Source organism: Citrobacter sp. ABFQG, assembly GCF_004322975.1.
Taxonomy (GTDB): Bacteria; Pseudomonadota; Gammaproteobacteria; order Enterobacterales; family Enterobacteriaceae; genus Citrobacter; species Citrobacter freundii.
Genome location: NZ_CP036435.1, coordinates 3590837 through 3612307 on the forward strand (window position 1 = coordinate 3590837; position 21471 = coordinate 3612307).

Annotated in this window: 26 protein-coding genes and 3 tRNA genes; 8 read left to right on the forward strand and 21 right to left on the reverse strand. The window is 49.7% G+C overall.

Annotation, left to right across the window (positions count from 1 at the left end):
* The first annotated feature begins 67 nt into the window (after positions 1–67).
* Entirely contained in the window at positions 68–403 is a 336-nt protein-coding gene (gene yecR, locus WN16_RS17635) for a YecR family lipoprotein (protein ID WP_003034590.1), read from the forward strand.
* A gap of 194 nt (positions 404–597) precedes the next feature.
* On the forward strand, positions 598–1095 hold the full coding sequence (gene ftnA / locus WN16_RS17640) for a non-heme ferritin (protein ID WP_003034588.1): 498 nt from the start codon (positions 598–600) through the stop codon (positions 1093–1095).
* Between the two features lie 45 nt (positions 1096–1140).
* Here the strand turns inward: ftnA and WN16_RS17645 are convergent, their stop codons facing one another.
* Positions 1141–1380, reverse strand: a complete 240-nt coding sequence (locus WN16_RS17645) for a YecH family metal-binding protein (RefSeq protein WP_003034586.1) — start codon at positions 1378–1380, stop codon at positions 1141–1143.
* Between the two features lie 226 nt (positions 1381–1606).
* On the opposite strand from WN16_RS17645, the gene tyrP reads away from it, so the two are divergent.
* Complete coding sequence (tyrP, locus tag WN16_RS17650) at positions 1607–2818, forward strand: tyrosine transporter TyrP (protein WP_044701505.1); 1212 nt, start codon at positions 1607–1609, stop codon at positions 2816–2818.
* Positions 2819–2844: 26 nt separating this feature from the next.
* Here tyrP and WN16_RS17655 read toward each other — a convergent pair whose 3' ends face one another.
* The 6 genes from WN16_RS17655 to WN16_RS17680 form a co-directional block, all read right to left on the reverse strand.
* Complete coding sequence (locus WN16_RS17655; protein WP_044701508.1) at positions 2845–3510, reverse strand: YecA family protein; 666 nt, start codon at positions 3508–3510, stop codon at positions 2845–2847.
* A 209-nt stretch (positions 3511–3719) separates the two neighbouring features.
* A complete protein-coding gene (locus tag WN16_RS17660) occupies positions 3720–4001 on the reverse strand; it encodes a heavy metal-associated domain-containing protein (protein WP_003839119.1) in 282 nt (93 codons plus the stop codon).
* On the reverse strand, positions 3998–4354 hold the full coding sequence (locus WN16_RS17665) for a mercuric transporter MerT family protein (RefSeq protein ID WP_016150541.1): 357 nt from the start codon (positions 4352–4354) through the stop codon (positions 3998–4000). The genes WN16_RS17660 and WN16_RS17665 overlap by 4 nt, the downstream gene beginning before the upstream one ends.
* The gene (locus WN16_RS17670) at positions 4332–5474 is read right to left on the reverse strand and encodes a transglutaminase family protein (RefSeq protein WP_044701510.1); all 1143 of its coding nucleotides are present in this window, start codon (positions 5472–5474) and stop codon (positions 4332–4334) included. Before WN16_RS17670 ends, WN16_RS17665 begins: the two co-directional genes overlap by 23 nt.
* Positions 5475–5682: 208 nt before the next feature.
* Complete coding sequence (locus WN16_RS17675; protein WP_003844192.1) at positions 5683–6153, reverse strand: SRPBCC family protein; 471 nt, start codon at positions 6151–6153, stop codon at positions 5683–5685.
* 13 nt (positions 6154–6166) lie between these two features.
* Positions 6167–6856: a membrane protein gene (locus tag WN16_RS17680; RefSeq protein WP_044701512.1), complete on the reverse strand. Its 690-nt coding sequence runs from the start codon at positions 6854–6856 to the stop codon at positions 6167–6169.
* 204 nt (positions 6857–7060) lie between these two features.
* On the opposite strand from WN16_RS17680, the gene WN16_RS17685 reads away from it, so the two are divergent.
* The gene (locus WN16_RS17685) at positions 7061–7405 is read left to right on the forward strand and encodes a hypothetical protein (protein WP_044701515.1); all 345 of its coding nucleotides are present in this window, start codon (positions 7061–7063) and stop codon (positions 7403–7405) included.
* 109 nt (positions 7406–7514) lie between these two features.
* Here WN16_RS17685 and WN16_RS17690 read toward each other — a convergent pair.
* The 6 genes from WN16_RS17690 to uvrY all read right to left on the reverse strand — a co-directional run bounded on the left by WN16_RS17690 (position 7515) and on the right by uvrY (position 11055).
* Positions 7515–7601, reverse strand: a tRNA-Leu gene (locus WN16_RS17690).
* Positions 7602–7613: 12 nt separating this feature from the next.
* Positions 7614–7687, reverse strand: a tRNA-Cys gene (locus WN16_RS17695).
* A 51-nt stretch (positions 7688–7738) separates the two neighbouring features.
* Positions 7739–7814, reverse strand: a tRNA-Gly gene (locus WN16_RS17700).
* Positions 7815–7965: 151 nt separating this feature from the next.
* Positions 7966–8514 (reverse strand): CDP-diacylglycerol--glycerol-3-phosphate 3-phosphatidyltransferase, encoded by a 549-nt coding sequence (gene pgsA / locus WN16_RS17705; protein WP_003030490.1) that lies wholly within the window; start codon positions 8512–8514, stop codon positions 7966–7968.
* 55 nt (positions 8515–8569) lie between these two features.
* Positions 8570–10402, reverse strand: coding sequence for an excinuclease ABC subunit UvrC (uvrC, locus tag WN16_RS17710; protein WP_003030488.1), 1833 nt, complete (start codon positions 10400–10402; stop codon positions 8570–8572).
* Entirely contained in the window at positions 10399–11055 is a 657-nt protein-coding gene (gene uvrY / locus WN16_RS17715; protein ID WP_003030486.1) for a UvrY/SirA/GacA family response regulator transcription factor, read from the reverse strand. The genes uvrC and uvrY overlap by 4 nt, the downstream gene beginning before the upstream one ends.
* Before the next feature lie 459 nt (positions 11056–11514).
* Here uvrY and WN16_RS17720 point away from each other — a divergent pair, with 459 nt between their 5' ends.
* Positions 11515–11739 carry a DUF2594 family protein gene (locus WN16_RS17720; RefSeq protein ID WP_003030482.1) on the forward strand — a complete coding sequence of 75 codons (225 nt, stop codon included), beginning with the start codon at positions 11515–11517 and terminating at the stop codon, positions 11737–11739.
* Between the two features lie 66 nt (positions 11740–11805).
* Here WN16_RS17720 and sdiA read toward each other — a convergent pair whose 3' ends face one another.
* The 8 genes from sdiA to WN16_RS17760 all read right to left on the reverse strand — a co-directional run bounded on the left by sdiA (position 11806) and on the right by WN16_RS17760 (position 18955).
* Entirely contained in the window at positions 11806–12528 is a 723-nt protein-coding gene (gene sdiA, locus WN16_RS17725; RefSeq protein ID WP_044701517.1) for a transcriptional regulator SdiA, read from the reverse strand.
* A 230-nt stretch (positions 12529–12758) separates the two neighbouring features.
* The gene (gene tcyN / locus WN16_RS17730) at positions 12759–13511 is read right to left on the reverse strand and encodes an L-cystine ABC transporter ATP-binding protein TcyN (protein ID WP_003030477.1); all 753 of its coding nucleotides are present in this window, start codon (positions 13509–13511) and stop codon (positions 12759–12761) included.
* Positions 13508–14176, reverse strand: coding sequence for a cystine ABC transporter permease (gene tcyL, locus WN16_RS17735; protein ID WP_003030474.1), 669 nt, complete (start codon positions 14174–14176; stop codon positions 13508–13510). The genes tcyN and tcyL overlap by 4 nt, the downstream gene beginning before the upstream one ends.
* A 21-nt stretch (positions 14177–14197) precedes the next feature.
* Positions 14198–15184 (reverse strand): D-cysteine desulfhydrase, encoded by a 987-nt coding sequence (gene dcyD / locus WN16_RS17740; RefSeq protein WP_003030471.1) that lies wholly within the window; start codon positions 15182–15184, stop codon positions 14198–14200.
* A 108-nt stretch (positions 15185–15292) separates the two neighbouring features.
* Positions 15293–16093 carry a cystine ABC transporter substrate-binding protein gene (tcyJ, locus tag WN16_RS17745; protein ID WP_003030469.1) on the reverse strand — a complete coding sequence of 267 codons (801 nt, stop codon included), beginning with the start codon at positions 16091–16093 and terminating at the stop codon, positions 15293–15295.
* Between the two features lie 100 nt (positions 16094–16193).
* The gene (fliZ, locus tag WN16_RS17750; RefSeq protein ID WP_016150547.1) at positions 16194–16745 is read right to left on the reverse strand and encodes a flagella biosynthesis regulatory protein FliZ; all 552 of its coding nucleotides are present in this window, start codon (positions 16743–16745) and stop codon (positions 16194–16196) included.
* A 56-nt stretch (positions 16746–16801) separates the two neighbouring features.
* The gene (locus WN16_RS17755) at positions 16802–17521 is read right to left on the reverse strand and encodes an RNA polymerase sigma factor FliA (protein ID WP_003030465.1); all 720 of its coding nucleotides are present in this window, start codon (positions 17519–17521) and stop codon (positions 16802–16804) included.
* A 162-nt stretch (positions 17522–17683) separates the two neighbouring features.
* Positions 17684–18955 (reverse strand): flagellin FliC, encoded by a 1272-nt coding sequence (locus WN16_RS17760; protein WP_044701519.1) that lies wholly within the window; start codon positions 18953–18955, stop codon positions 17684–17686.
* A gap of 255 nt (positions 18956–19210) precedes the next feature.
* Here WN16_RS17760 and fliD point away from each other — a divergent pair, with 255 nt between their 5' ends.
* The 3 genes from fliD to fliT are packed head-to-tail and all read left to right on the forward strand — an operon-like array spanning position 19211 to position 21405.
* On the forward strand, positions 19211–20611 hold the full coding sequence (gene fliD / locus WN16_RS17765; RefSeq protein WP_016150549.1) for a flagellar filament capping protein FliD: 1401 nt from the start codon (positions 19211–19213) through the stop codon (positions 20609–20611).
* 15 nt (positions 20612–20626) lie between these two features.
* Positions 20627–21034, forward strand: coding sequence for a flagellar export chaperone FliS (gene fliS, locus WN16_RS17770; protein WP_016150550.1), 408 nt, complete (start codon positions 20627–20629; stop codon positions 21032–21034).
* Positions 21034–21405, forward strand: a complete 372-nt coding sequence (gene fliT / locus WN16_RS17775; protein ID WP_003030458.1) for a flagella biosynthesis regulatory protein FliT — start codon at positions 21034–21036, stop codon at positions 21403–21405. The genes fliS and fliT overlap by 1 nt, the downstream gene beginning before the upstream one ends.
* The last annotated feature ends 66 nt before the right edge of the window (positions 21406–21471 follow it).

Genomic DNA, 21471 nt, shown 5'->3' on the forward strand with positions numbered 1-21471 from the left:
ATTCAAGCCATTGATGAGGGCCTCTGTATGCCATGATAGTGTATCTTCGAACTTTCAGAGCGATCTCATGAAGACCTTTATCCTAGCGCTTTTGCCGCTCGTGCTGACAGGATGCACAATTACAAAACAGGCGCAGGTCAGCGAAGCCAGCGCCATCACTGGTGTGGTTCGCCTGACTTATAATCAGGCCATGTTACAAACAGCACGTACCGATGACTACGTTACCCAAGGGACAGCCACCAAAGAGTGTCAGCGCCTGGGCTATGCCAGCGCTGAAGCGTTTGGTCAGCCGGTGTCAACCTGCAGCGTATATGCAGGCTCTCTGTGCTTAAATACCAAAATTACACTCGCCTGGCAGTGTCATGGTGTCGCGGTATCGCAATCCCCCTCATTCAATTATTAATATTTCCGACCAGCACATTTTTGCTGGTCTTTTACCACTTTATTATTTATATCCCCTGCTTAATATCGTTAATGCGTTTTATTCCCATTCGCATTTTTAATAAATAAATTTATTATTTTACCTTTTGCAAATAATTAAATAACAAATTATAGTGACGCCACGTCAATATATAATAATGTTTGTGGAGCAGAACCATGCTGAAAACAGAAATGATCGACCAACTGAATGAGCAAATGAATCTTGAATTATATTCATCTCTGCTCTACCAACAGATGAGCGCGTGGTGCAGCTATCACAGCTTCGAAGGTGCCGCCGCGTTTTTGCGCCGTCACGCTCAGGAAGAGATGACGCACATGCAGCGTCTGTTCGATTACCTGACCGATACCGGCAGCTTGCCGCGTATTAATACCGTTTCTTCCCCTTTTGCTGAATATGCGTCTCTGGATGAACTGTTCCGTGTCACTTACGAACACGAGCAGCTGATCACCCAGAAAATTAATGAGCTGGCACACGCGGCAATGACCCACCAGGATTATCCAACCTTTAATTTCCTGCAATGGTATGTTGCCGAGCAGCATGAAGAAGAGAAATTATTTAAATCTGTTATTGATAAGCTGTCGCTGGCAGGGAAAAGCGGCGAAGGTCTTTATTTCATCGATAAAGAACTGGCTACGCTTGATACGCAGAATTAATATTCTGGGGTAATGAAGGCAACCCGCCATCATTACCCATTAAAATCAGTGACGGCAGATCTTGCTTTCGTGCGTAGAGAAGCCGTCTTCTTTTGCAATAAACTTTCCCTTCGCCGCTAAAAACGCCACCAGCTCGCCTGCCGTCATATCTGCCGCAGAACAAGTGTGGAAACGTGCCTGCTCGCCGAAACGTGCCGTAATCGCCGCTTCAAGGCTGGCATTTGAATACTGCTCGCCAGATTCAATCATCATGTTGAGCACTTCGTGACCGTGAATAGATTCCATACTACCTCCTCAATAAAGACCGTAGCCTAATGTGAACCGCACGGCGCTGCTTTGCGCTAACGCAGGTTTATCCGCAGATAAATGTCATTTGTTATACATCTTAATAGTCAAAAACATCGTAAACATTAATGTACAACCATTGTAACGGCGATTTGACGAACATAGCGTTTTGCCTTAACCTGCGCCGCAGATATAACCGTTGATTATCTCTGGGACAGAGGAAAGCGTGAAAAACAGAACCCTGGGTAGTATTTTTATCGTGGCGGGAACCACGATTGGTGCCGGTATGTTGGCAATGCCGTTGGCTGCGGCAGGCGTGGGGTTTAGCGTCACGTTGGTATTGTTAGTCAGTCTTTGGGCGTTGATGTGCTACACCGCGCTGTTGCTGCTTGAAGTATATCAACATGTCCCGGCAGACACCGGGCTGGGTACGCTGGCAAAACGGTATCTTGGTCGTTACGGACAATGGGTAACGGGCTTTAGCATGATGTTTTTAATGTATGCCCTGACGGCGGCGTACATAAGTGGTGCAGGTGAACTGCTGGCCTCCAGCATCAGCGACTGGACCGGAACAAATATATCCCCGACAACAGGCGTAATGCTGTTCACCTTTGTTGCCGGTGGCGTGGTTTGTGTTGGGACCTCACTGGTTGATCTGTTCAACCGTCTGCTATTCAGTGCCAAGATAATCTTCCTGGTGGCGATGCTGGCTCTGTTAATGCCGCATATCCATAAAGTGAACCTGCTTACGCTGCCGCTGCAACAGGGGCTGGCGCTCTCCGCAATCCCGGTCATCTTCACCTCGTTCGGTTTTCACGGCAGTGTTCCCAGTATCGTCAGCTATATGAACGGTAACATCCGTAAACTGCGTTGGGTGTTTATTACGGGTAGCGCTATTCCACTGGTCGCCTATATCTTCTGGCAACTGGCGACGCTTGGCAGCATTAACTCGACAACGTTCATGGGGCTTTTAGCCAACCACGCAGGCTTAAACGGCTTATTGCAGGCATTGCGTGAAGTCGTGGCTTCGCCGCACGTCGAACTGGCGGTACATCTGTTTGCCGACCTCGCGCTGGCAACCTCTTTCCTCGGCGTTGCATTGGGATTATTTGACTACCTGGCCGACCTCTTCCAGCGCCGCAATACCGTAGCGGGAAGAATGCAAACCGGCGTGGTGACCTTCCTGCCGCCGCTGGCATTCGCGCTGTTCTATCCGCGTGGTTTTGTCATGGCATTAGGGTATGCGGGCGTTGCCCTGGCGGTGCTGGCGCTGCTCATTCCCTCGATGCTGGCCTGGCAGAGCAGAAAACATAATCCGCAGGCCAACTACCGCGTAGCCGGCGGTGCTCCGGCGCTGGCACTGGTATTTTTGTGCGGCATTGTGGTGATCGCAGTACAGTTTTCTATTGCAGCAGGATTACTACCAGAAGTGGGTTAAAACAAAGGGGCTTTCGCCCCTTTCTGTTAATGCAAACAGCACTGCTTATATTTCTTGCCGCTGCCACAGGGGCAAGGGTCATTGCGCCCTACTTTGGCATCCACTTTCACCGGTACTTTGACCGGCGTTTCCTGAGGATGCGCCATCCAGTAAGCATGCAGGTCCAGCGCAGCCAGGCGGATGGCATCGACGCTCTCTTCAAACGCCTCAGGTGTCAATTTCTCAACCACCGCAAAGTTCTCTTCCGTACCGTGCAGCGCAATAGCCTCAAGTGCTGGTTTTAACGTGTCCGGTAACGCAGACCAGTCTGACAGTGCAACGCCGCGCATATAACCAAAGCACCACTCTTCAACGATGGTCAGTTCATGATCGTCAATTTCACGCAAACCAAACAACGGCTCAAACTGCTCAGGATATTCATCCAGACGATCGGCCGTATCCGCCATATGTTGAAACGCCAGGTTCATGAAACGCGTCATTTCTTTTTCGGAGGACCAGCGAGGGACATACTGCGCGCCCCCCCAAATCGCGACCAGCCACTGCTCTGGTTCAATTTCATACGGTGAACTCAGCACCGCCGTCAGCAAACCATCCAGTTCTGACACATCCAGAATAGCCTTGTCTGTATTGTACTTAGTCAGTACATCATCCAGCCATTCCAGTTCGCTCTCGTTTAATGGTCCCGTTTTCATAACGCTTTTCCTTAGTCAAAAAATCTTGCCTGTGATCATCCTACATGGCTGGAGGGATAACAGATACAAATGGGCATATGCGGCATACAGCTGCCGCCTGTTCAGGTTAACAGGAAACGAGGGGAATTCCGGAAGTTAACGCACAAAAGAGAACACGAAGCCGCCGGGCATCATACCGGGAAAACACAATAAAACCACCCGCAGGTGATTTACTGTTGTTCAATGCGGTTGAGCGTTGCGGTATAGCCCGTTTTCGCTACCGCGTTAAGTAAAGTATCGGTTGGGAAACCTTCTGGCACAATCGCTTCTGCTTGTCGGGTTTTTAGGGAGGACTTTGCTTTAATCACGCCGTCGGTTTCACGTAGCGCCTGATTGACCGAAATAACGCATAGCGAGCAGGTCATATTTTGTATATCCAGCACCACTTTTTGATTGGTCGCCTGAGCCCACAGCGGCAGCAACAAGCATGCAACTAATGTGAAGATTTTCATTCAAATACCTCATAAAACCAGGCAACAAGCGTTGGGTAAAATAACACTGGCAAAATCAATGCCAGTGCGCACCAGTAGAGAACGCGCGCTTGCTTCAGAGTTAGCCACCCGGAGCACCACAGCCGCCTGGAGAAATAGAGCCGCCAGAAAACATGCAGTAATAAGCCCAATGACACCAGCATCAAGGGAATTCGCAAAAACTCAAACTGGGTGAAAACAGCAAAGCTCGCCGCCGAAATACCAAACAGCAGGTAGAGCAGCGGTCCAACGCAGCATAAGCCCGCGGTGACGGCAGCTACCGCAGCCGTCAACAGGGTGAGTCCCGCCCCTTTAGCGTTGTTCTGTGGCGACATAGCTGTAGGAGAACGCTTTAGGATCGTAGAAATTGATCGGGTCGCCATCAACTTCAGCATAAGGATAACCAAAGTTGTTCACCGCGCCCTGCTCCGTTGCCGGATACAGCTCGAAATCACGCCCGTAGTTGAATCCAACCCAGTTCATTTCCCAGTTGCCAAACAGGTAAGTGTTTACCGCCTGGACATCGGCGTCCTGATGCGATTTTTTCTCTGCCAGACGCATTTTGGTCACATCAGCAGGATCGCAAGGTAACCAACCGTAACCGGCCAGATAGAACTCGGCACGACAATGTTGCCCACCGCTCACATCAGCAACGCCTGCGCTGTCTGCTTTGCCAAAAGCACTTTTCGAGTAACGTTCGAGCTTATTGGCTTTACCCAGACGGATACCAAACAGTTCGCGCGCGGGAATGCCGCTGGCCCGCGCCAGAGCCACAAAAACGGAGCTCATGTCGGTGCATTTTCCTTTGAGCTTACCGCTTTTTAAGATCTCCGCTACATCCCCCGTGCCGCAGCCGATAACGTCGTTATCGCGCTCCATATGGCTACTCACCCACTCGTAAATCAGGCGTGCTTTTTTCAGCGGATCCTGCTCATTACCGGTGATTTTACGTGCGGTTTCCAGAACCAGCCCATCAACTGGGGTATGTGCCGTCGGCAAAAGGTACGGTTTTACATCCAGCGGGTAAATAATCTGCTCCGGCGCTTGCCAGGTTTTCAACGCGTCCTGCTTCAGCGGTTCCCAGTCGGCGGTTTCAATGTCGATATCAACGTTAATCAACAGTTCGCCCTGCGAGTCAGGCCAGGTGGCAAACAGCGTTTTCGCGCCATAAGTATTATTAGTGGTGACATACGCTTGCTTATAGTTTCCGCTAAAGGCAAGCGCCGTCATTTGTTGAAACGCGGTATCTACAGGAAGCGGGATCCACAGTTTTACTACACCGTGCGAGCCCTTAGGAGGGTTAAGTTTATAGGTCTGGGATAACACAAAGCGCCGACGCGCGACTGGTGCAACGGATGGCTCAGCGGCGTGAACCGTCTGACTAATGACCGCAGGACCGACTAAACCGGCGGCCGAAAGGAGAACGCTATTTTTGAGAAATTGTCGACGTTGCATTGCTGTCTGTCCATGTTGTAAGAGTTGAGCTACGGCTAAGCAGGTAAAAACCGCATGCGATCATCACAGCAGACAGACGCTGACATAAAAAGGTAAGCCGATGGAGGTTATTCATCAATAACAGACCTGTTAACTGTGAATGAAATAAGAAACTGCGCGACAGATAGTAAGCCATAGGCAGGCAAAAAGTACAGCCGTGAGGGCGAGTTCAGAAAATATAGACATTCGTTGCCAGCTTACGGGCTAACCCTCTGGCCCCTTCGCGCATGACCGTATCGTGATTCCAGCGAAAAACGGGTGCCGCCAGCGGGGCCAGGTAATTCATCCAACGAATCGTGGTGCGAACATTCCAGTCATATCTGACGATGGTCTCAGCGCCACTGGCAGAAAAATACCACACACCTCGCCCTTCTACCGCCCCACTGGCTTGTCCCTCAAGCAGCGAGCAAGGCAGAATATTTAACACGTTGATGTCAAAGGTTAAGCGATAGGGAAGCGCTCCTTTCCAGGTATAACGATGCAGCGCTCCAATGCCCTGTACATCACCTTTTTTAATCTCAACAATGCGTTCCAGACTTTCCCACCATTCAGGCCACTGATCGGGATGAGAAAAAACATCCCATACCTCTTGAATAGAAGCCTCAACCCGCCAGACGGTGGAAAACTGATAGTCAGCCATAATACAGCCTCCTTCAGGGTGAGAAGAAATTGGCGGGAAAACGGATGTTAATGACCATAGCATCCAGAAGCACGGTTTCTAATCGCTGCCCATCTGGCGCATAGCTGATCACTTTGGCAGGAAGTCCGTGATAATTATCCAGCCAGACGTCATAGCGGTGAACACCATCAACCACCATTGTTCCAGGCCCAACCACAGATACGTGCGTCGTCGCCCGTCCTGCAAGGTTTTCCTTACCAACAGTGGTCATTGTCCCTTCGCGTTGCAGATGACGAATATTGCCCAACAACACGCCGATATCAGAGCGATCCACCCGATGACCACGCTCATCCTGGATCAATGAATTAGTAGGCGACAGGTGCAAAATGGGCAAAGAACCCACACCAAATGGCCATAACGTCACTTTACCGCTGACAGGATTAAAGATAAGCACCGCTCCTGAATGCGGTTGGGTAAAATCCATCCGCACATACCCAGGCTTTTGAAAGCTATAGCGAATAATTTTGCTTTCATCGGATGGCGACGAAGAGCGCATCATGACCTGATAAGATGTCAGGTTATTAAATGACTGTTGAGAAAATGCGATGGGATCCATAGACCTGGCATTCTGCGAAAAGATATTCCCTTTTTCCACCGAATATGCTGCACAACTAAAGGTGAGCAATGCTGCGAACATGACTATCGGAGAAGATGAAATGTTCATAGCTGCCCCCTGAACCAGCGCGATTGGCAAACAGGAGTTATCACCTGCCGACTGTTTTTATTATAGTTCTTAACTGCGCGGCACTACTCTTCCGGCCCCTCAGACTCAGTATGGACAGCAGGTTTAAATTATTGGTTTTCTTTTCAGTTGAGATGACAACATAAAGCTATACTTTAATAGCCATACTTTTAATAGGTATTAATCATGAAACTGCCATCGGTATTTTCATGCACCGTTCTCATATTACTGCTGCTGTCGTCATCTTCTGCCACATCCAGCACGTTACAAAACCAGGCCGTCAGAGAGCAAGAGTTAAGCGCGGCACTTCAAGCCGGTAATGGCGTGATCATCATTGGCGGGACGGATGACTTCGTTTTCACGTTCAGGGCACGAAACCGAATCCACAGACATCTGGCGATACAGGATGACTTTGGCGATCCCATCCTGATGAATGGTTTCCAGGACCACAACTATAATCCCGCCCGCGATGGTTTTATCAACAACCCTGCCCGAGGGGGCTTTATGTTTAACGCGCCGATTCGGCGATAGATTGATGTGCAATAGTGAGTTCTATGCTTGTAAAAAACAGGCACAAAAAAACCACCCGTAGGTGGTTTCACGACACTGCTTATTGCTTTGATTATTCTGTTCTTTCCCATGGTACCCGGAGTGGGACTTGAACCCACACAGCGCGAACGCCGAGGGATTTTAAATCCCTTGTGTCTACCGATTCCACCATCCGGGCTCGGGAAGAAATTGGAGGCGCGTTCCGGAGTCGAACCGGACTAGACGGATTTGCAATCCGCTACATAACCGCTTTGCTAACGCGCCGAAATCTTCTGGCTTTTCAGCCGACATCCGCTATTGCCGATGTCTCTAATTTGGAGCGGGAAACGAGACTCGAACTCGCGACCCCGACCTTGGCAAGGTCGTGCTCTACCAACTGAGCTATTCCCGCATCACCAAGTAACTTTGTTAATCACTTGATTTTGTTATCGTCTGGCAATCAGTGCTGCCGTTCGATGCGTTGCATTCTACTTACCTGACGCAATGAGTCAACGATATTTTTCACCACTAACGATCGTTTGCTGAAATTTGCGTCGAAACGATCACTGATCAAGCAAATCTCCACGTGCAGCGCTCAAATACTGGAACATTGACCACAAAGTCAGTATCGCGGCGACGAAGAAAAGTGCGATCCCAGCATACTCAACCCAGATATTTGGACGCCACAGCAGCCAGGCCAGTGCAGCCATTTGCGAAGTGGTTTTCACTTTACCAATCCAGGATACGGCTACGCTGCTGCGTTTACCCAGTTCGGCCATCCATTCACGTAGTGCAGAGATGATGATTTCACGCGCAATCATTGTTGCGGCAGGGAGCGTCACCCACCAGCTGTGGTAATGCTCTGTCACCAGTACCATCGCAATAGCTACCAGCACTTTATCAGCGACCGGATCGAGGAAGGCGCCAAAACGCGTGCTTTGGTTCCAGCGGCGAGCCAGAAAACCGTCAAACCAGTCTGTGACCGCTGCGATACAGAAGATCAGCGCACAAACAAAGGGAGCCCAGGTGAATGGCAGGTAAAAAGCCAATACAAAGAATGGGATCAGGATGACGCGAAACAGCGTGAGCAACGTAGGGATATTAAATTGCATATGACGGATAACTATCTGTTGTCAGTGAAATTACCTCTATGTTGCTACAGAGGGCCTAATGTTTCAACGAGTAGAAGATCTTTTCTGCCAGAGCTTGCGAAATACCCGGCACTTTTGCAATTTCTTCGATACTTGCATTACGAAGACCTTGCAAACCTCCCATATATTTCAACAACATCTGGCGACGCTTTGGTCCGACACCTTCGATGGTCTCAAGCGTGCTGGTACTTTTCACTTTCGCCCGCTTTTTACGATGCCCGCTAATCGCATGATCGTGAGATTCATCGCGGATATGCTGGATAACGTGCAATGCAGGAGAATCCGGCGGCAGACTAAAGCCCTCACCTTCCGGCTCAAAGAACAGTGTTTCCAGACCAGCTTTACGATCGGCCCCTTTTGCCACCCCCAGCAAAAGTGGGTGCTGTTTGTCCCAGGGAACGTCCAGTTCAGCAAAAACGGCTTTCGCCTGCCCTAACTGACCTTTACCGCCATCGATCAATATGACGTCCGGAATCTTACTTTCTTCAATCGCCTTACCATAACGCCGACGTAAGACCTGATTCATCGCTGCATAATCATCACCCGGCGTAATGCCGGTAATATTGTAACGCCGATATTCTGCACGCAGCGGGCCATTGGCATCAAAAACCACACAGGAGGCTACTGTCTGCTCCCCCATCGTATGGCTAATGTCGAAGCACTCCATACGCTTCACCGCAGGTAACTTCAATACGGAGGCCAGCGCCGTCAGACGTTGCGTAATCGTCGACTGCTGGGAAAGTTTCGTAGTGAGCGCCACTGCCGCGTTGGTCCGCGCCAGCTTCAGATAACGCGCGCGATCCCCTCGCGGTTTCGTCTGCACGTTAATCTTCCGTCCGGCCAGTTCAGACAGAGAGTCTGCCAACAGGGTTTTATCGCTAAGATTGAAATCGAGCAGGATCTCCCCGGGTAAGGTACGCATCTGGCTCCCCTGCAGATAAAACTGCCCGACAAAGGTTTCGACGACCTCGCCGAGTTCCGTACCACCGGGTACTTTAGGGAAATAGCTGCGGCTACCCAGCACTTTACCCTGGCGAATAAACAGAACGTGCACACAGGCCATGCCGGCGTCAAACGCCACGCCAATGACGTCCAGATCGTCTCCGGTGTTAGAGACAAACTGTTTTTCGGTCACGCGGCGTACGGCCTGGATTTGGTCACGAATTCGCGCAGCCTCTTCAAATTCGAGATTTTGGCTGGCCTTTTCCATGCGGGTGATCAGCTGTGTTAATACCTGATCGTCTTTTCCGGACAGGAACAGACGAACATACTCGACCTGCTGAGCATACTCTTCCTCGCTCACCAGACCCGCGACACACGGGCCGAGACAGCGGCCAATCTGATATTGCAGACAAGGTCGAGAACGGTTGCGATAAACGCTGTTTTCGCACTGGCGGATAGGGAATATTTTCTGCAACAGCGCCAACGTTTCACGCACCGCATAACCGTTAGGGAACGGTCCAAAGTACTCGCCTTTGGCATGCTTTGCCCCACGATGCATCGCCAGACGCGGATGGGTATCGCCGCTAAGGAATATAAAGGGGTAGGATTTATCATCACGCAGCAATACGTTATAACGCGGCTGATATAGCTTGATGTAGTTGTGCTCAAGCAATAACGCTTCGGTTTCAGTATGCGTTACCGTGACATCAATCTGCTGGATTTGCGCGACCAGCGCTTCGGTCTTGCGTGACGCAAGATTACTACGGAAGTAGCTGGAAAGCCTTTTTTTCAGGTCTTTCGCTTTCCCGACATAGATAACCGTTCCTGCGGTATCATACATACGATAGACGCCGGGCTGGCTGGTCACGGTTTTCAGGAACGCTTTGGCATCAAACTGATCTGTCACTGGCTTGCTAATGTCTCCGCATTACACAGGCCATGGCGAATTGCCAGGTGAGTCAGCTCTACATCGCCATGAATGTTTAATTTACTGAACATTCGATAGCGATAGCTGTTCACCGTTTTAGGACTAAGATTCAGTTGCTCTGAGATCTCATTAACCTTCTGCCCTTTGGTGATCATCAGCATAATCTGCAACTCGCGTTCAGACAAACTGGCAAACGGGGTTTCCGTTTTCTCAGGCTCAATCTGGCTGAGCGCCATTTGCTGAGCGATATCGGAGGCAATATACCGTTGCCCGGAAAAAACCGAACGAATCGCACTCACTACTTCCTGGGGGGCAGCGCCTTTGCTGAGATACCCTGCGGCCCCCGCCTGCATAACTTTTGCAGGTAATGGGTTTTCGGTGTGTACCGTCAACATGATCACTTTAATGTCTGCCGTGGAACGCGCAATTTTGCGGGTTGCTTCCAGACCGCCAATACCGGGCATATTCATATCCATCAGCACAACGTCAACGGAATTTGAGCGGCACCATTTTACCGCATCTTCACCGCAGCACGCTTCGCCGACAACTTTTATGCCTTTTATATCTTCCAGAATGCGTCGTATCCCTGCGCGCACCAGTTCGTGGTCATCAACAAGAAAAACGTTGATCAAAGGAATATCTCCAGAATAGGGATAACGCTACCGATAGTTAATCGGTCCTATGTTAACGGGTTTTATCTCAACTTTGAAATGTAAAAAACGCCCGACTTTCGATTTTGCTCTCGTTTTTGGAAATTAGATTGTACGACGAGTGGAAACTTTCAGTCCTGACAGCCTTCTGCCAAGGTTATATCTGCATAGCTGTTTCATAATGGTGACAAAAAGATCATATTCCTTCGCTGAATGCAAACCAGGCAGTCAAAGTTGTAACAATAATTAACGAGGAAAATACTCGAAATAAACAACATGTGGAGAAAATATATGCACTGCAACATGTTGTTTATTTTAATGTCCACAACATTGGTCCGCGCAAAAAACAACCACAGATATTTTTAGCCTCGCTTATGGTATACTCCGCCGCCTTAAGATTTGACATCGCACTTTTTCATTGAAACATAACGAGGAAAATAAATGAGTACGCCTGACTTTTCCACTGCTGAGAATAACCAGGAACTGGCCAATGAAGTCACCTGCCTGAAAGCCATGTTAACGCTGATGCTGCAGGCAATGGGTCAAGCCGATGCAGGCCGCGTGATTCTTAAAATGGAAAAACAGCTCGCGCTGATTGAAGATCAATCACAGGCTGCGGTATTTTCCAACACGGTTAAGCAAATTAAACAAGCTTACCGCCAGTAATAAGAAACCGGCTGATAGCAATGCTCTCAGCCGGTTTTGCGTCTGACACTCAGAACGATAATTTACTCAGATAAGCCCGGTTGCCGCGGCATAACAGGCTATCTGCGTTTTGTTTGGCGCATTGAATTTCTTTTGCATATTCTTCTGGTGGAAGTTCACGGTATTTTCAGAAATCGACAGAATGATGGCTATCTCTGAAGAGGTTTTCCCCTCAGCCGTCCATTTCAATATTTCCTTTTCCCGCTTGCTAAAACGCATCTCTGGCGCCATAACCATGTCATCTTCCAGCCGCGTCAGTACAGACAGACTTTCCCGTACCAGAAGCTGCATCCTGAGCTCCACTTCATCGCTAGCAAGGCGACTGTTACGGATACTTGCACGCGATACAGATAAAAAACCCAACGCCCGGTTAGGCAACATTAAGCATTGCGTCATCCCTTTGCGTAAACCGTGATTGCGCGCGGCGTCCCACAAAGGTTGCGCATCGCAAAACAGAGTATCGTTCCAGGGTAAATGCCCCTGACTGAAGTTTTCAGGTTTCAGCACCGGATCAATGGCAAAATAATTTTCGGACTGATAATGCGCCACCCATGCTTTGGGATAGGTCGTATGAAGTGACGTTTTAGGTCGGGTAAAAGGTACCGGATGACGAACACAGAGCGCGTAGAAATCAAACTCTAAGTGCTGCGTCTGTTGTTGTAATTCCGTATAGACATCCTCTGCCGTCGCCATTTCCTGAAAGCGTAACAGCATGCTCCGTCGCCAGGTGAAGAAATCAAGATCCTGCATACTAAGTGGTAATGCCCCTGAGATTGATAATCATCCAAACATATGAAACAAGCTAACACATAAATGTATTTTATATATGCAAATTATCGGACAAATGAACAATTACTTGAGTATTACTCAACAGCGGAAGTAAGTAACAGAATCAAATGTTAATAATAAAGCAATAATTATAAATAGTTATGCGAAGAGCACTCGCCAGAAACAATCCCGGCGAGTGCCATATACACTATTTATTGCATCAAAAACTTTTCAAGAAACTGACGGGTACGTGGCTGCTGCGGGTGCGTGAATAAGGACTTTGCTGGTCCCTGCTCGACTATCCGTCCTTGATCCATAAATATCGCTCTATCGGCGACATCGCGAGCAAAGCTCATTTCATGCGTCACAATTACCATGGTGCGTTTTTCCTGCGCCAGTTGGCGGATGGTATTAAGTACCTCGCCAACCAATTCAGGATCAAGCGCGGAGGTCGGTTCATCAAAAAGAATAACCTCAGGTCGCATCGCCAGCGCTCGGGCAATCGCTACGCGCTGCTGCTGTCCACCCGATAAACGCCGTGGATAGCTGGTTTCTTTACCTGCCAGCCCGACTTTCGCCAGCAATTCACGCGCACGAGCTGTCGCTTCAGCTTTTGGTTCACCTTTGACTATCACCGGCCCTTCAATAATGTTTTCCAGCACTGTCCGATGGGGAAACAAATTAAAGTTCTGGAACACAAAACCGACGTGCTGGCGTAACTGACGAATCAGCCCTTTCTGCTGGGTCAACGAACGCGCGGTATCAATGGTAATCTCACCCACTTTAATGGTGCCCGCCTCCGGTTGCTCCAGCAAATTAATGCTACGCAGCAGCGTGGTTTTGCCCGATCCGCTCGGCCCGATAATCGCTACTACTTCACCAGGTTTGACGTCAAGATCGATCCCGTGCAGCACCGTTTGCCCATGAAATTTTTTGACCAGGTTTCTGACTTCGATAGCACTCATTTCGGCTCTCTCTCCTGGCGGTTCAGTTGTTCTTCAAAATAGTTTTGCAGCGCAGAAAGCACCGTCGCCATCACCCAGTAAATCAACGAGGCCGCCAGATACATCGTAAAGACTTCCAGCGTACGCGAGGTAATCAGCTGCGCCTGACGGAACAGTTCCGGTACCTGAATAGTGGCGGCCAAAGAGGTATCTTTCACCAGACTGATAAAGCTGTTGCTCAGCGGCGGCAGCGCAACGCGCGCAGCCTGTGGCAGGATTGCCCGGCGCATGGTCTGCCAGCGCGTCATACCAATACTGGCACCCGCCTCCCACTGTCCTTTGTCGATGGAAGAGATTGCCGCACGCAGGGTTTCCGCAGCGTAGGCGGCTGTATTAAGCGACAAGCCAATCATCGCCGCCGGGATGGGATCAAGCTCAATTCCAAACTGCGGCAGACCGTAATAAATCATAAACAGCTGAGCAATCAACGGCGTTCCGCGAAAGATAGAGATATAAAAACGCGCCAGCCAGCGCACAGGCAGCAGCGGCGACAGACGCATCAACGCCAGGATAAACCCCAGCACGAGGCCAAAAAACATCCCGCCGATACTCAGTTGCAGCGTAAAAACCGCGCCTTTGAGCAGATACGGCAGGGAATCAATTACCAGTTGGATACTTTCATGCATTAGCGTTTTTCGACCTGGTTGTTACACGTGAGGATGGTAGGCAAACAGTGCAGGCGCCCCACCGGTATGGATAAAGAGGATTGGCCCTTCATCTTTGAAGCGCTTCTGGCTGATGCCGTCAATCAAACCCGCCATCGCCTTACCGGTATACACCGGATCCAACAAAATGCCTTCGAGGCGCGCCAGCAGTTTTACCGCCTCCATGCCCTCTTCGTTTGGCGTACCGTAGCCCGGCGCATAATAATCATCCCATAACAGGATATCCGCTGAGGCCGTCAGCTCCAGTTCACGGGCAATATCCTGCTGCAACGTGACAACTTTTGGTTTTTGATCGGCGACGCTGCGCGAAACGGTCACGCCGATAAGCTCGACGTCTGGCATCAGTTGCTCCAGCCCCACCGCCAGCCCGGCATGCGTTCCCGCACTGCCCGACGCGACCACCACGGAAGAGAGCGAAACGGCCCCTTCACACTGCTGGGCAATTTCCAGCGCGCTTTCCACATAACCCATCGCCCCCAGAGCATTAGAGCCCCCAACAGGGATCACATACGGGCGGAACCCTTGCGCTTCAATGCGCGTCGCCAGCTCCTGCAACTGCGCATTCGGATCGGTTAGCGCGTCACACATTTCGATCTGCGTATTAAACAGATCCAACAGCAGACGGTTGCCATTGGTGAGATAGTTTTCCGCCGTGGTGCCAATCGGATTTTCCAACAGCGCCACGCAGTGCAGGCCAAGCTTAGCCGCTACCGCCGCAGTCTGACGAACGTGGTTAGATTGGATGGCACCCGCGGTTATCAGCGTATCAGCGCCTTCACGCAGCGCGTCTGCGGCCAGAAACTCCAGCTTACGCAGCTTATTGCCGCCCATGGCCATCGGCGTGACGTCATCGCGTTTGATGAAAATATCGCGCCCAAGGTAGTCGGAGAAGCGTGGAAGATATTCAAGCGGCGTTGGCGCGCCAATAAATTCCAGACGTGGAAAGCGCGTTAAGTTATGCAGCGGCATACAGCCTCCGGTATTCGTTGTTGTGATGTTCTTTTTATTATGCACGTTCAGGCGCAATGAAATAAAAAAAGGCGCTGTTAAAGGCGCCTTTTTTTCAGCGGATGACGATTATTTCGTCACATCCGCTCCAAACCATTTTTCAGACAGGGCTTTCAGCGTACCGTCTTTCTGCATTTCAGCAATGGCCGCATCAACCGCTTTCAGCAGATCTTCATTGCCTTTGCGCAGCGCCACGCCGGACTCCTGGCGGGAGAATGCTTCACCGGTCACAGCCAGCGTGTCTTTGGTTTTCTTGACCAGATCCAGCGCCGCCAGACGGTCAACCAGAATGGCGTCGATACGGCCTACACGCAGATCCTGGTATTTGGTCGGGTCGTCATCATAGGTACGAATATCCACGCCCTGCACATTCTGGCGCAGCCACTCTTCATAGTTGGTGCCCAGACCAACGCCGACTTTTTTACCTTTCAGATCGGCAGCGGTCTTAATAACGCCTTCATTGCCTTTTTTCACCAGCGCCTGAATACCAGAAACCGTATACGGGGTAGAGAAATCGTATTTTTTCTTCCGTTCGTCAGAGATGGTTACCTGGTTTATCACCACATCGATACGTTTGGAATCTAACGACGCCAGCATACCGTCCCACTTGGTCGGCTTCAGGTTAGCTTTCACCCCAAGGTGCTTGGCCAGTTCTTCGGCAAACTCCACTTCGAAACCGGTCAGCTTGCCGTCATCGCCCTGAAAACTAAACGGGGGATAGGTCCCTTCCAGGCCCACCAGCAGCGTGCCGCGCTCTTTAACTTTATTTAACAGACCTTCATCTGCATAAGTCTTTACGCTCATTCCGGCGACAAGTGCAACAGCCATTACACCCATCAGAGCCTGACGTCCCAGAAGTGCTAATTTCATAGTTACCCCGAATATTGTCATTAGTGACTATCATTTATGACTACAGTGTAAAACGTTTGCTGTGATCCACAAACACGACTCTGTTACACCTTATTCGTTTTTAATATATATCAGAACTGGCTGTCCAGGAGGATTTCTGCATATGCCCTATATGCGTATGGGCTTTAAACTGCTCATACTTACGTAAGGCGATGCGGTAATTGTTGGTGCTGGTTTCCGGCAGCCACGGGGCAAGGTTTTCGTCGAGGAACCCTTCCTGTAGCAGATCGTGAGAGATATTTTGTTCGGTCAGGTGATTCCCGAGGCGACGCAGACGGACAACGTATTCACGTACCGTACCGTGACTCATTTCGGTCTGCTCAAATAAAAACTGTTTAAAACCGATAATATCGAAAAAGTCGCTCTGCTCTTTGCAATGCAAATCACCGCAAAAACGACACAGTGCCACCCACTCTTTTTTCTCCTGCTCCCACTCGGCTTCATCCAACAAAGTGTCCAGGCGGGCGATGGCGATTTTATTCACAATTTGCCCGCGACGAACCAGCGTGATCCTGTCGAGCAACTTAAAGCAATGGGCGCAATGCGTCTGGCTGTGTTTGAAATCTTTGAGGTAGCGGCTTAAAGGCCGTCTTTTTGATTGCTGCACCGTCATGAGAACTCCTGGTAGTCAATTCGTAATGCGGCATTGTTCAGGGGTAATGTGTACCCCTATAGCTTACCCAGCTTGGTGCGTAGACGTTTGATGGCCTGACTGTGCAACTGGCTGACCCGTGATTCCCCGACTTCCAGTACCGCGCCAATCTCTTTCAGATTCAGCTCTTCCTGATAGTACAGTGTTAACACCAGCTTTTCGCGCTCCGGCAACGCCTCGATCGCGTCCATTACGCGCTGGCGGAGGTTACCCTCAAGTAGCTGTTGTAACGGGTTTTCCTGCTGATGTTCTTCCGTCACCAGCTCAATACTATCGCCATGCTCTTCCCGCCACTCGTCGTAGGAGAAGAGTTGGCTGTTATTGGTATCGAGCAACATCTGACGATACTCTTGCACAGGAATAGCCAGACGCGCCGCCACTTCGGTTTCCGTCGCGTTGCGCCCTAATTCCTGCTCCAGTTGTCCCATCGCCTGTGCCACTTCGCGAGCATTGCGCCGAACGCTACGCGGCACCCAGTCCCGGCTACGTAGTTCGTCCAGCATTGCTCCACGAATACGCTGCACTGCGTAAGTGGTAAATGCCGTTCCTTGCAAAGCGTCATATCGGTCAACGGCATTCAATAACCCGATGCCGCCCGCTTGTAGCAGGTCATCCAGTTCTACGCTCGCCGGCAAACGCACCTGAAGGCGCAATGCTTCGTGACGCACCAACGGTACATAACGCTGCCACAGCGAGTGTTTATCCATTACACCTTCAGCGGTATACAGTGAATTCACGATAAACAGCCCTGCGTTAAATGAGTTATCGGCATGATTATCCGTTTCTGCAGGGGTTTTAATCGGGTGAATAGTGGGTGAAATGGGGGGTTATTTAGGGGTTACGGGTAAAGCCGAATGTAAAAAACCCCGCCGGAGCGGGGTTTGCGCGATAAGCGTAAATTAACGCAGCAGAGACAGAACGTTCTGCGTGGTCTGGTTAGCCTGTGCCAGAACAGAAGTACCCGCCTGTTGCAGGATCTGAGCACGAGACATGTTAGACACTTCGGTCGCGTAGTCGGAATCTTCGATACGGCTACGTGCAGAAGACAGGTTGTTGACGGTGTTACCCAGGTTGGTAATAGCTGAATCGAAACGGTTCTGGATTGCACCTAATGAGCTACGTTGGGAGTCAACAATCTTCAAAGCATTATCGATAGTAGCTAAGACATCAGGACTTGTGGAAATTTTAGTTCCTACAGACACAACACCCGTTTTAGAATCGACATTAGCGCGATTAAAAGAACCATCAGCATTTTTAACCACATATCCAAGATCGCCATTATCTTTTTTGTAAGATTGCAATTTTTGGTTAGTAGCAAGTCCGGATATATCAGCGGCAACCTTTTTATCTACTTCCTTGAACTCTGTAATTTTAGTCGTTTCATCAACATCAGTTGCTGTTGTTGCGGCCGTAGTTGAATTCCAGGTAACCTTGCCATCAGCATTTTTAGTAGCAGCATGATATACACCGTCTTCATCTTTTACTACATATCCACTACCGTCCTTCAGAGCATACAAACCGTTTGCCGCTTTTGGAGTAGTAGTTTCACTATCAATCTGGATTTCTGCTTTAACAGTCTTGGAGGACAGAACGATATCAGCACCAGCAGCAACATCTTTAGCACTTGTTGCATCAAATTTTGAATCAACAGAGAAGTTTGCTAAACCGAGAGTTCCTGTGTCTATTTTCTTCAAATCGATATCAATCTTCTCTCCATCGTTAGCGCCAACTTGGATGCTAAGTTTTGAGTCTGAGGTTAATACCTTAACACCGTTAAATTGAGTTTGACCTGAGACCCGGTCAATTTCAGCTAAACGTTGTTGAATTTCCTCTTGAATAGATTGAACATCAGAATCTGAGTTTGTTCCATTCTGAGACTGAACAGCCAATTCACGAACGCGCTGCAGATTGTTGTTGATTTCGTTCAGCGCACCTTCAGTGGTCTGCGCGATGGAGATACCATCGTTGGCGTTACGGGAAGCCTGAGTCAGGCCTTTGATGTTAGAAGTGAAACGGTTAGCGATCGCCTGACCAGCCGCATCATCTTTCGCGCTGTTGATACGCAGACCGGAAGACAGACGCTCGATAGCGGAGCTCAGGGAAGACTGAGATTTGTTCAGGTTGTTCTGGGTCAACAGCGACAGGCTGTTCGTATTGATGACTTGTGCCATGATCTTTTCCTTATCAATTACAACTTGATGTTATTGGGCTGTTGCCCACGGTTTCTCACCGTAACCCATGTATCGGCACCTTAAATTCGAACTTTAGAAATTTTTTACTTTCCGCCCTCTTTTTTCTTAGCCCCAGAATTACCCGCAATATGCCCCACTATTCTGCGCATTATTATTACAAAACTATCATTAAACTTTGCGCGCAGATTGCCGATAACCCGCTTAACAATTGTTTGCAATCACAAGGAATCGGGCATGGCTTCATTTACATCATTGGGCGTAGGCTCAGGCTTACCACTGGATACGTTGCTAAACAACCTGACTATCGCGGAAAAAAAACGTTTAAACCCAATCACTCAGCAACAAACCGACAATACCGCCCGCCTGACGGCCTACGGTACGCTTAAGAGTGCGCTGGAAAAATTCCAGACGGCCAATACTGCGTTAAATAAACCAGAACTGTTCAGAAGCAGTAATGTGACCAGCAGTACCGAAGATCTGAAAGTTACCACCGAAGCCGGCGCGGCACCGGGTATTTATACCATCAGCGTCACGCAGCTGGCCCAGGCACAGTCTCTGAGCACCTCATCGGTTACTTCCAGCAAAGAGGCCCTGGGTGATGGTTCTGGTACTCGTACTATTAAAATTGAACAGACGGGTCGGAAAGAGCCGCTGGAGATTAAACTCTCGCAAGATAAGACCACGCTGGATGATATCAGCAAGGCAATTAACGATACCGACAGCGGTATCTCCGCCAGTATCGTGAAGGTGAAAGACGGTGAGTTCAAACTGGTACTCACCGCAGCCGAAGGTCTGGACAGCAAGATGACCATCTCCGTTGACGGCGACAGTAAGCTGAACGATCTGCTGGCCTACGACAGTAAGACCGGTGCTGGGAAAATGACCGAGTTGGTTCAGGCCCAAAACTCCAAGCTCACGATGAACGGTATCGATATTGAACGTCAAAGCAACAAAGTCACCGATGCCCCGCAAGGTGTTACGCTTGAGCTGACCAAAAAAGTCACCGACGCCCGAGTGACCGTGACCAAAAGCAATGACAAAGCCACGGAAGCGATTAAAGGCTGGGTGGATGCCTATAACTCACTGATCGATACCTTTAATACGCTGACCAAATATAAAGCCGTTGATCAAGGTGCTGAAGGACAGGACAAAGACAACGGTGCCTTGGTGGGTGATAGCGTAGTACGTATGATCCAGACTGGTATCCGTGCGCAGTTTGCTAACTCTGGTAGCGAAGGCGCCTTTAAGACCCTGAATGAAATCGGCATTAAACAAGATGGCAAAACCGGCAAGATGACCATCGATGATACCAAACTGAAAAAAGCGCTGGACGAAAACACCGCTTCGGTACGTGAACTGCTGGCTGGCGATGGTAAAGAAACCGGTATTACTACCAAGATTGCAGTTGAAGTTAAAAGCTACCTGGCTGATGACGGTATTATTGACAGCGCGCAGGACAGCATTAATGCCACGTTGAAAAAGCTGACCAAACAGTACCTGTCTGTGAGCGCCAGCATTGATGACATGGTTGCGCGCTATACGGCGCAGTTTACCCAGCTTGATAGCATGATGAGCAAACTGAATAACACCAGTACCTATCTGGGCCAGCAATTTACAGCGATGAATAAATCCTGATAACACGAGGTAAGTATGTATACCGCGAGCGGTACCAAAGCCTATGCACAGGTCGGCATAGAGAGTGGCGTGATGAGCGCCAGTCCACACCAGCTGATCGAAATGTTGTTTGATGGCGCGAACAGCGCCCTGGTGCGCGCTCGCCTGTTTATGCAGCAGGGTGATATCGTCGCCAAAGGCGAGGCCTTAAGCAAAGCCATTAACATTATCGACAATGGTCTGAAAGCAGGCCTGGATCAGGAGAATGGCGGTGAAATCGCCACTAACCTGTCCTCGCTGTATGACTATATGATCCGCCGTTTACTGCAAGCTAACTTGCGTAATGATTGTCAGGCCATTGAAGAAGTCGAAGAATTACTCGGCAACATTGCAGATGCCTGGAAACAGATCTCACCGAAAGCGTCGTCCCAGGAGTCTCGTTAATGACCTCAGCCGTGGAGTTTATCAACCGTTGGCAGCGCATCGCGTTGCTCAGTCACTCACTGCTGGAACTGGCGCAGCGAGGTGAATGGGACCTTTTACTGGAACAGGAAGTTACCTATCTGCAAAGTATTGAAGTGGTCATGGAAGAGCAAACTCCACCAGGCATTACGCGAAGTATTCAGGACTTAGTCGCCGGGTACATTAAACAGACGCTGGATAACGAACAGTTACTCAAAACGTTGTTGCAGCAACGCCTGGATGAGCTCAGCAATCTCATCGGTCAGTCAACGCGCCAGAAAACGTTGAATAACGCCTATGGCCGTCTTTCCGGCATGCTGCTGGTACCCGACGCCCCCACTGCCCCACAATAATTTCCCGTCTCGTCTGAATTATCTTCCATACTCCAGAGGTCGGCCAAACGACTTCTGGAGCACGGA

Excerpts from the sequence above, each read along its gene's own strand:
- yecR (WP_003034590.1), top strand. The coding sequence starts at position 68 with ATGAAGACCTTTATCCTAGCGCTTTTGCCGCTCGTGCTGACAGGATGC.
- ftnA (WP_003034588.1), top strand. The coding sequence starts at position 598 with ATGCTGAAAACAGAAATGATCGACCAACTGAATGAGCAAATGAATCTT.
- WN16_RS17645 (WP_003034586.1), bottom strand. The coding sequence starts at position 1,380 with ATGGAATCTATTCACGGTCACGAAGTGCTCAACATGATGATTGAATCT.
- WN16_RS17655 (WP_044701508.1), bottom strand. The coding sequence starts at position 3,510 with ATGAAAACGGGACCATTAAACGAGAGCGAACTGGAATGGCTGGATGAT.
- WN16_RS17660 (WP_003839119.1), bottom strand. The coding sequence starts at position 4,001 with ATGAAAATCTTCACATTAGTTGCATGCTTGTTGCTGCCGCTGTGGGCT.
- WN16_RS17665 (WP_016150541.1), bottom strand. The coding sequence starts at position 4,354 with ATGTCGCCACAGAACAACGCTAAAGGGGCGGGACTCACCCTGTTGACG.
- WN16_RS17670 (WP_044701510.1), bottom strand. The coding sequence starts at position 5,474 with ATGCAACGTCGACAATTTCTCAAAAATAGCGTTCTCCTTTCGGCCGCC.
- WN16_RS17675 (WP_003844192.1), bottom strand. The coding sequence starts at position 6,153 with ATGGCTGACTATCAGTTTTCCACCGTCTGGCGGGTTGAGGCTTCTATT.
- WN16_RS17680 (WP_044701512.1), bottom strand. The coding sequence starts at position 6,856 with ATGAACATTTCATCTTCTCCGATAGTCATGTTCGCAGCATTGCTCACC.
- WN16_RS17685 (WP_044701515.1), top strand. The coding sequence starts at position 7,061 with ATGAAACTGCCATCGGTATTTTCATGCACCGTTCTCATATTACTGCTG.
- pgsA (WP_003030490.1), bottom strand. The coding sequence starts at position 8,514 with ATGCAATTTAATATCCCTACGTTGCTCACGCTGTTTCGCGTCATCCTG.
- WN16_RS17720 (WP_003030482.1), top strand. The coding sequence starts at position 11,515 with ATGAGTACGCCTGACTTTTCCACTGCTGAGAATAACCAGGAACTGGCC.
- sdiA (WP_044701517.1), bottom strand. The coding sequence starts at position 12,528 with ATGCAGGATCTTGATTTCTTCACCTGGCGACGGAGCATGCTGTTACGC.
- tcyN (WP_003030477.1), bottom strand. The coding sequence starts at position 13,511 with ATGAGTGCTATCGAAGTCAGAAACCTGGTCAAAAAATTTCATGGGCAA.
- tcyL (WP_003030474.1), bottom strand. The coding sequence starts at position 14,176 with ATGCATGAAAGTATCCAACTGGTAATTGATTCCCTGCCGTATCTGCTC.
- dcyD (WP_003030471.1), bottom strand. The coding sequence starts at position 15,184 with ATGCCGCTGCATAACTTAACGCGCTTTCCACGTCTGGAATTTATTGGC.
- tcyJ (WP_003030469.1), bottom strand. The coding sequence starts at position 16,093 with ATGAAATTAGCACTTCTGGGACGTCAGGCTCTGATGGGTGTAATGGCT.
- fliZ (WP_016150547.1), bottom strand. The coding sequence starts at position 16,745 with ATGACGGTGCAGCAATCAAAAAGACGGCCTTTAAGCCGCTACCTCAAA.
- WN16_RS17760 (WP_044701519.1), bottom strand. The coding sequence starts at position 18,955 with ATGGCACAAGTCATCAATACGAACAGCCTGTCGCTGTTGACCCAGAAC.
- fliD (WP_016150549.1), top strand. The coding sequence starts at position 19,211 with ATGGCTTCATTTACATCATTGGGCGTAGGCTCAGGCTTACCACTGGAT.
- fliS (WP_016150550.1), top strand. The coding sequence starts at position 20,627 with ATGTATACCGCGAGCGGTACCAAAGCCTATGCACAGGTCGGCATAGAG.
- fliT (WP_003030458.1), top strand. The coding sequence starts at position 21,034 with ATGACCTCAGCCGTGGAGTTTATCAACCGTTGGCAGCGCATCGCGTTG.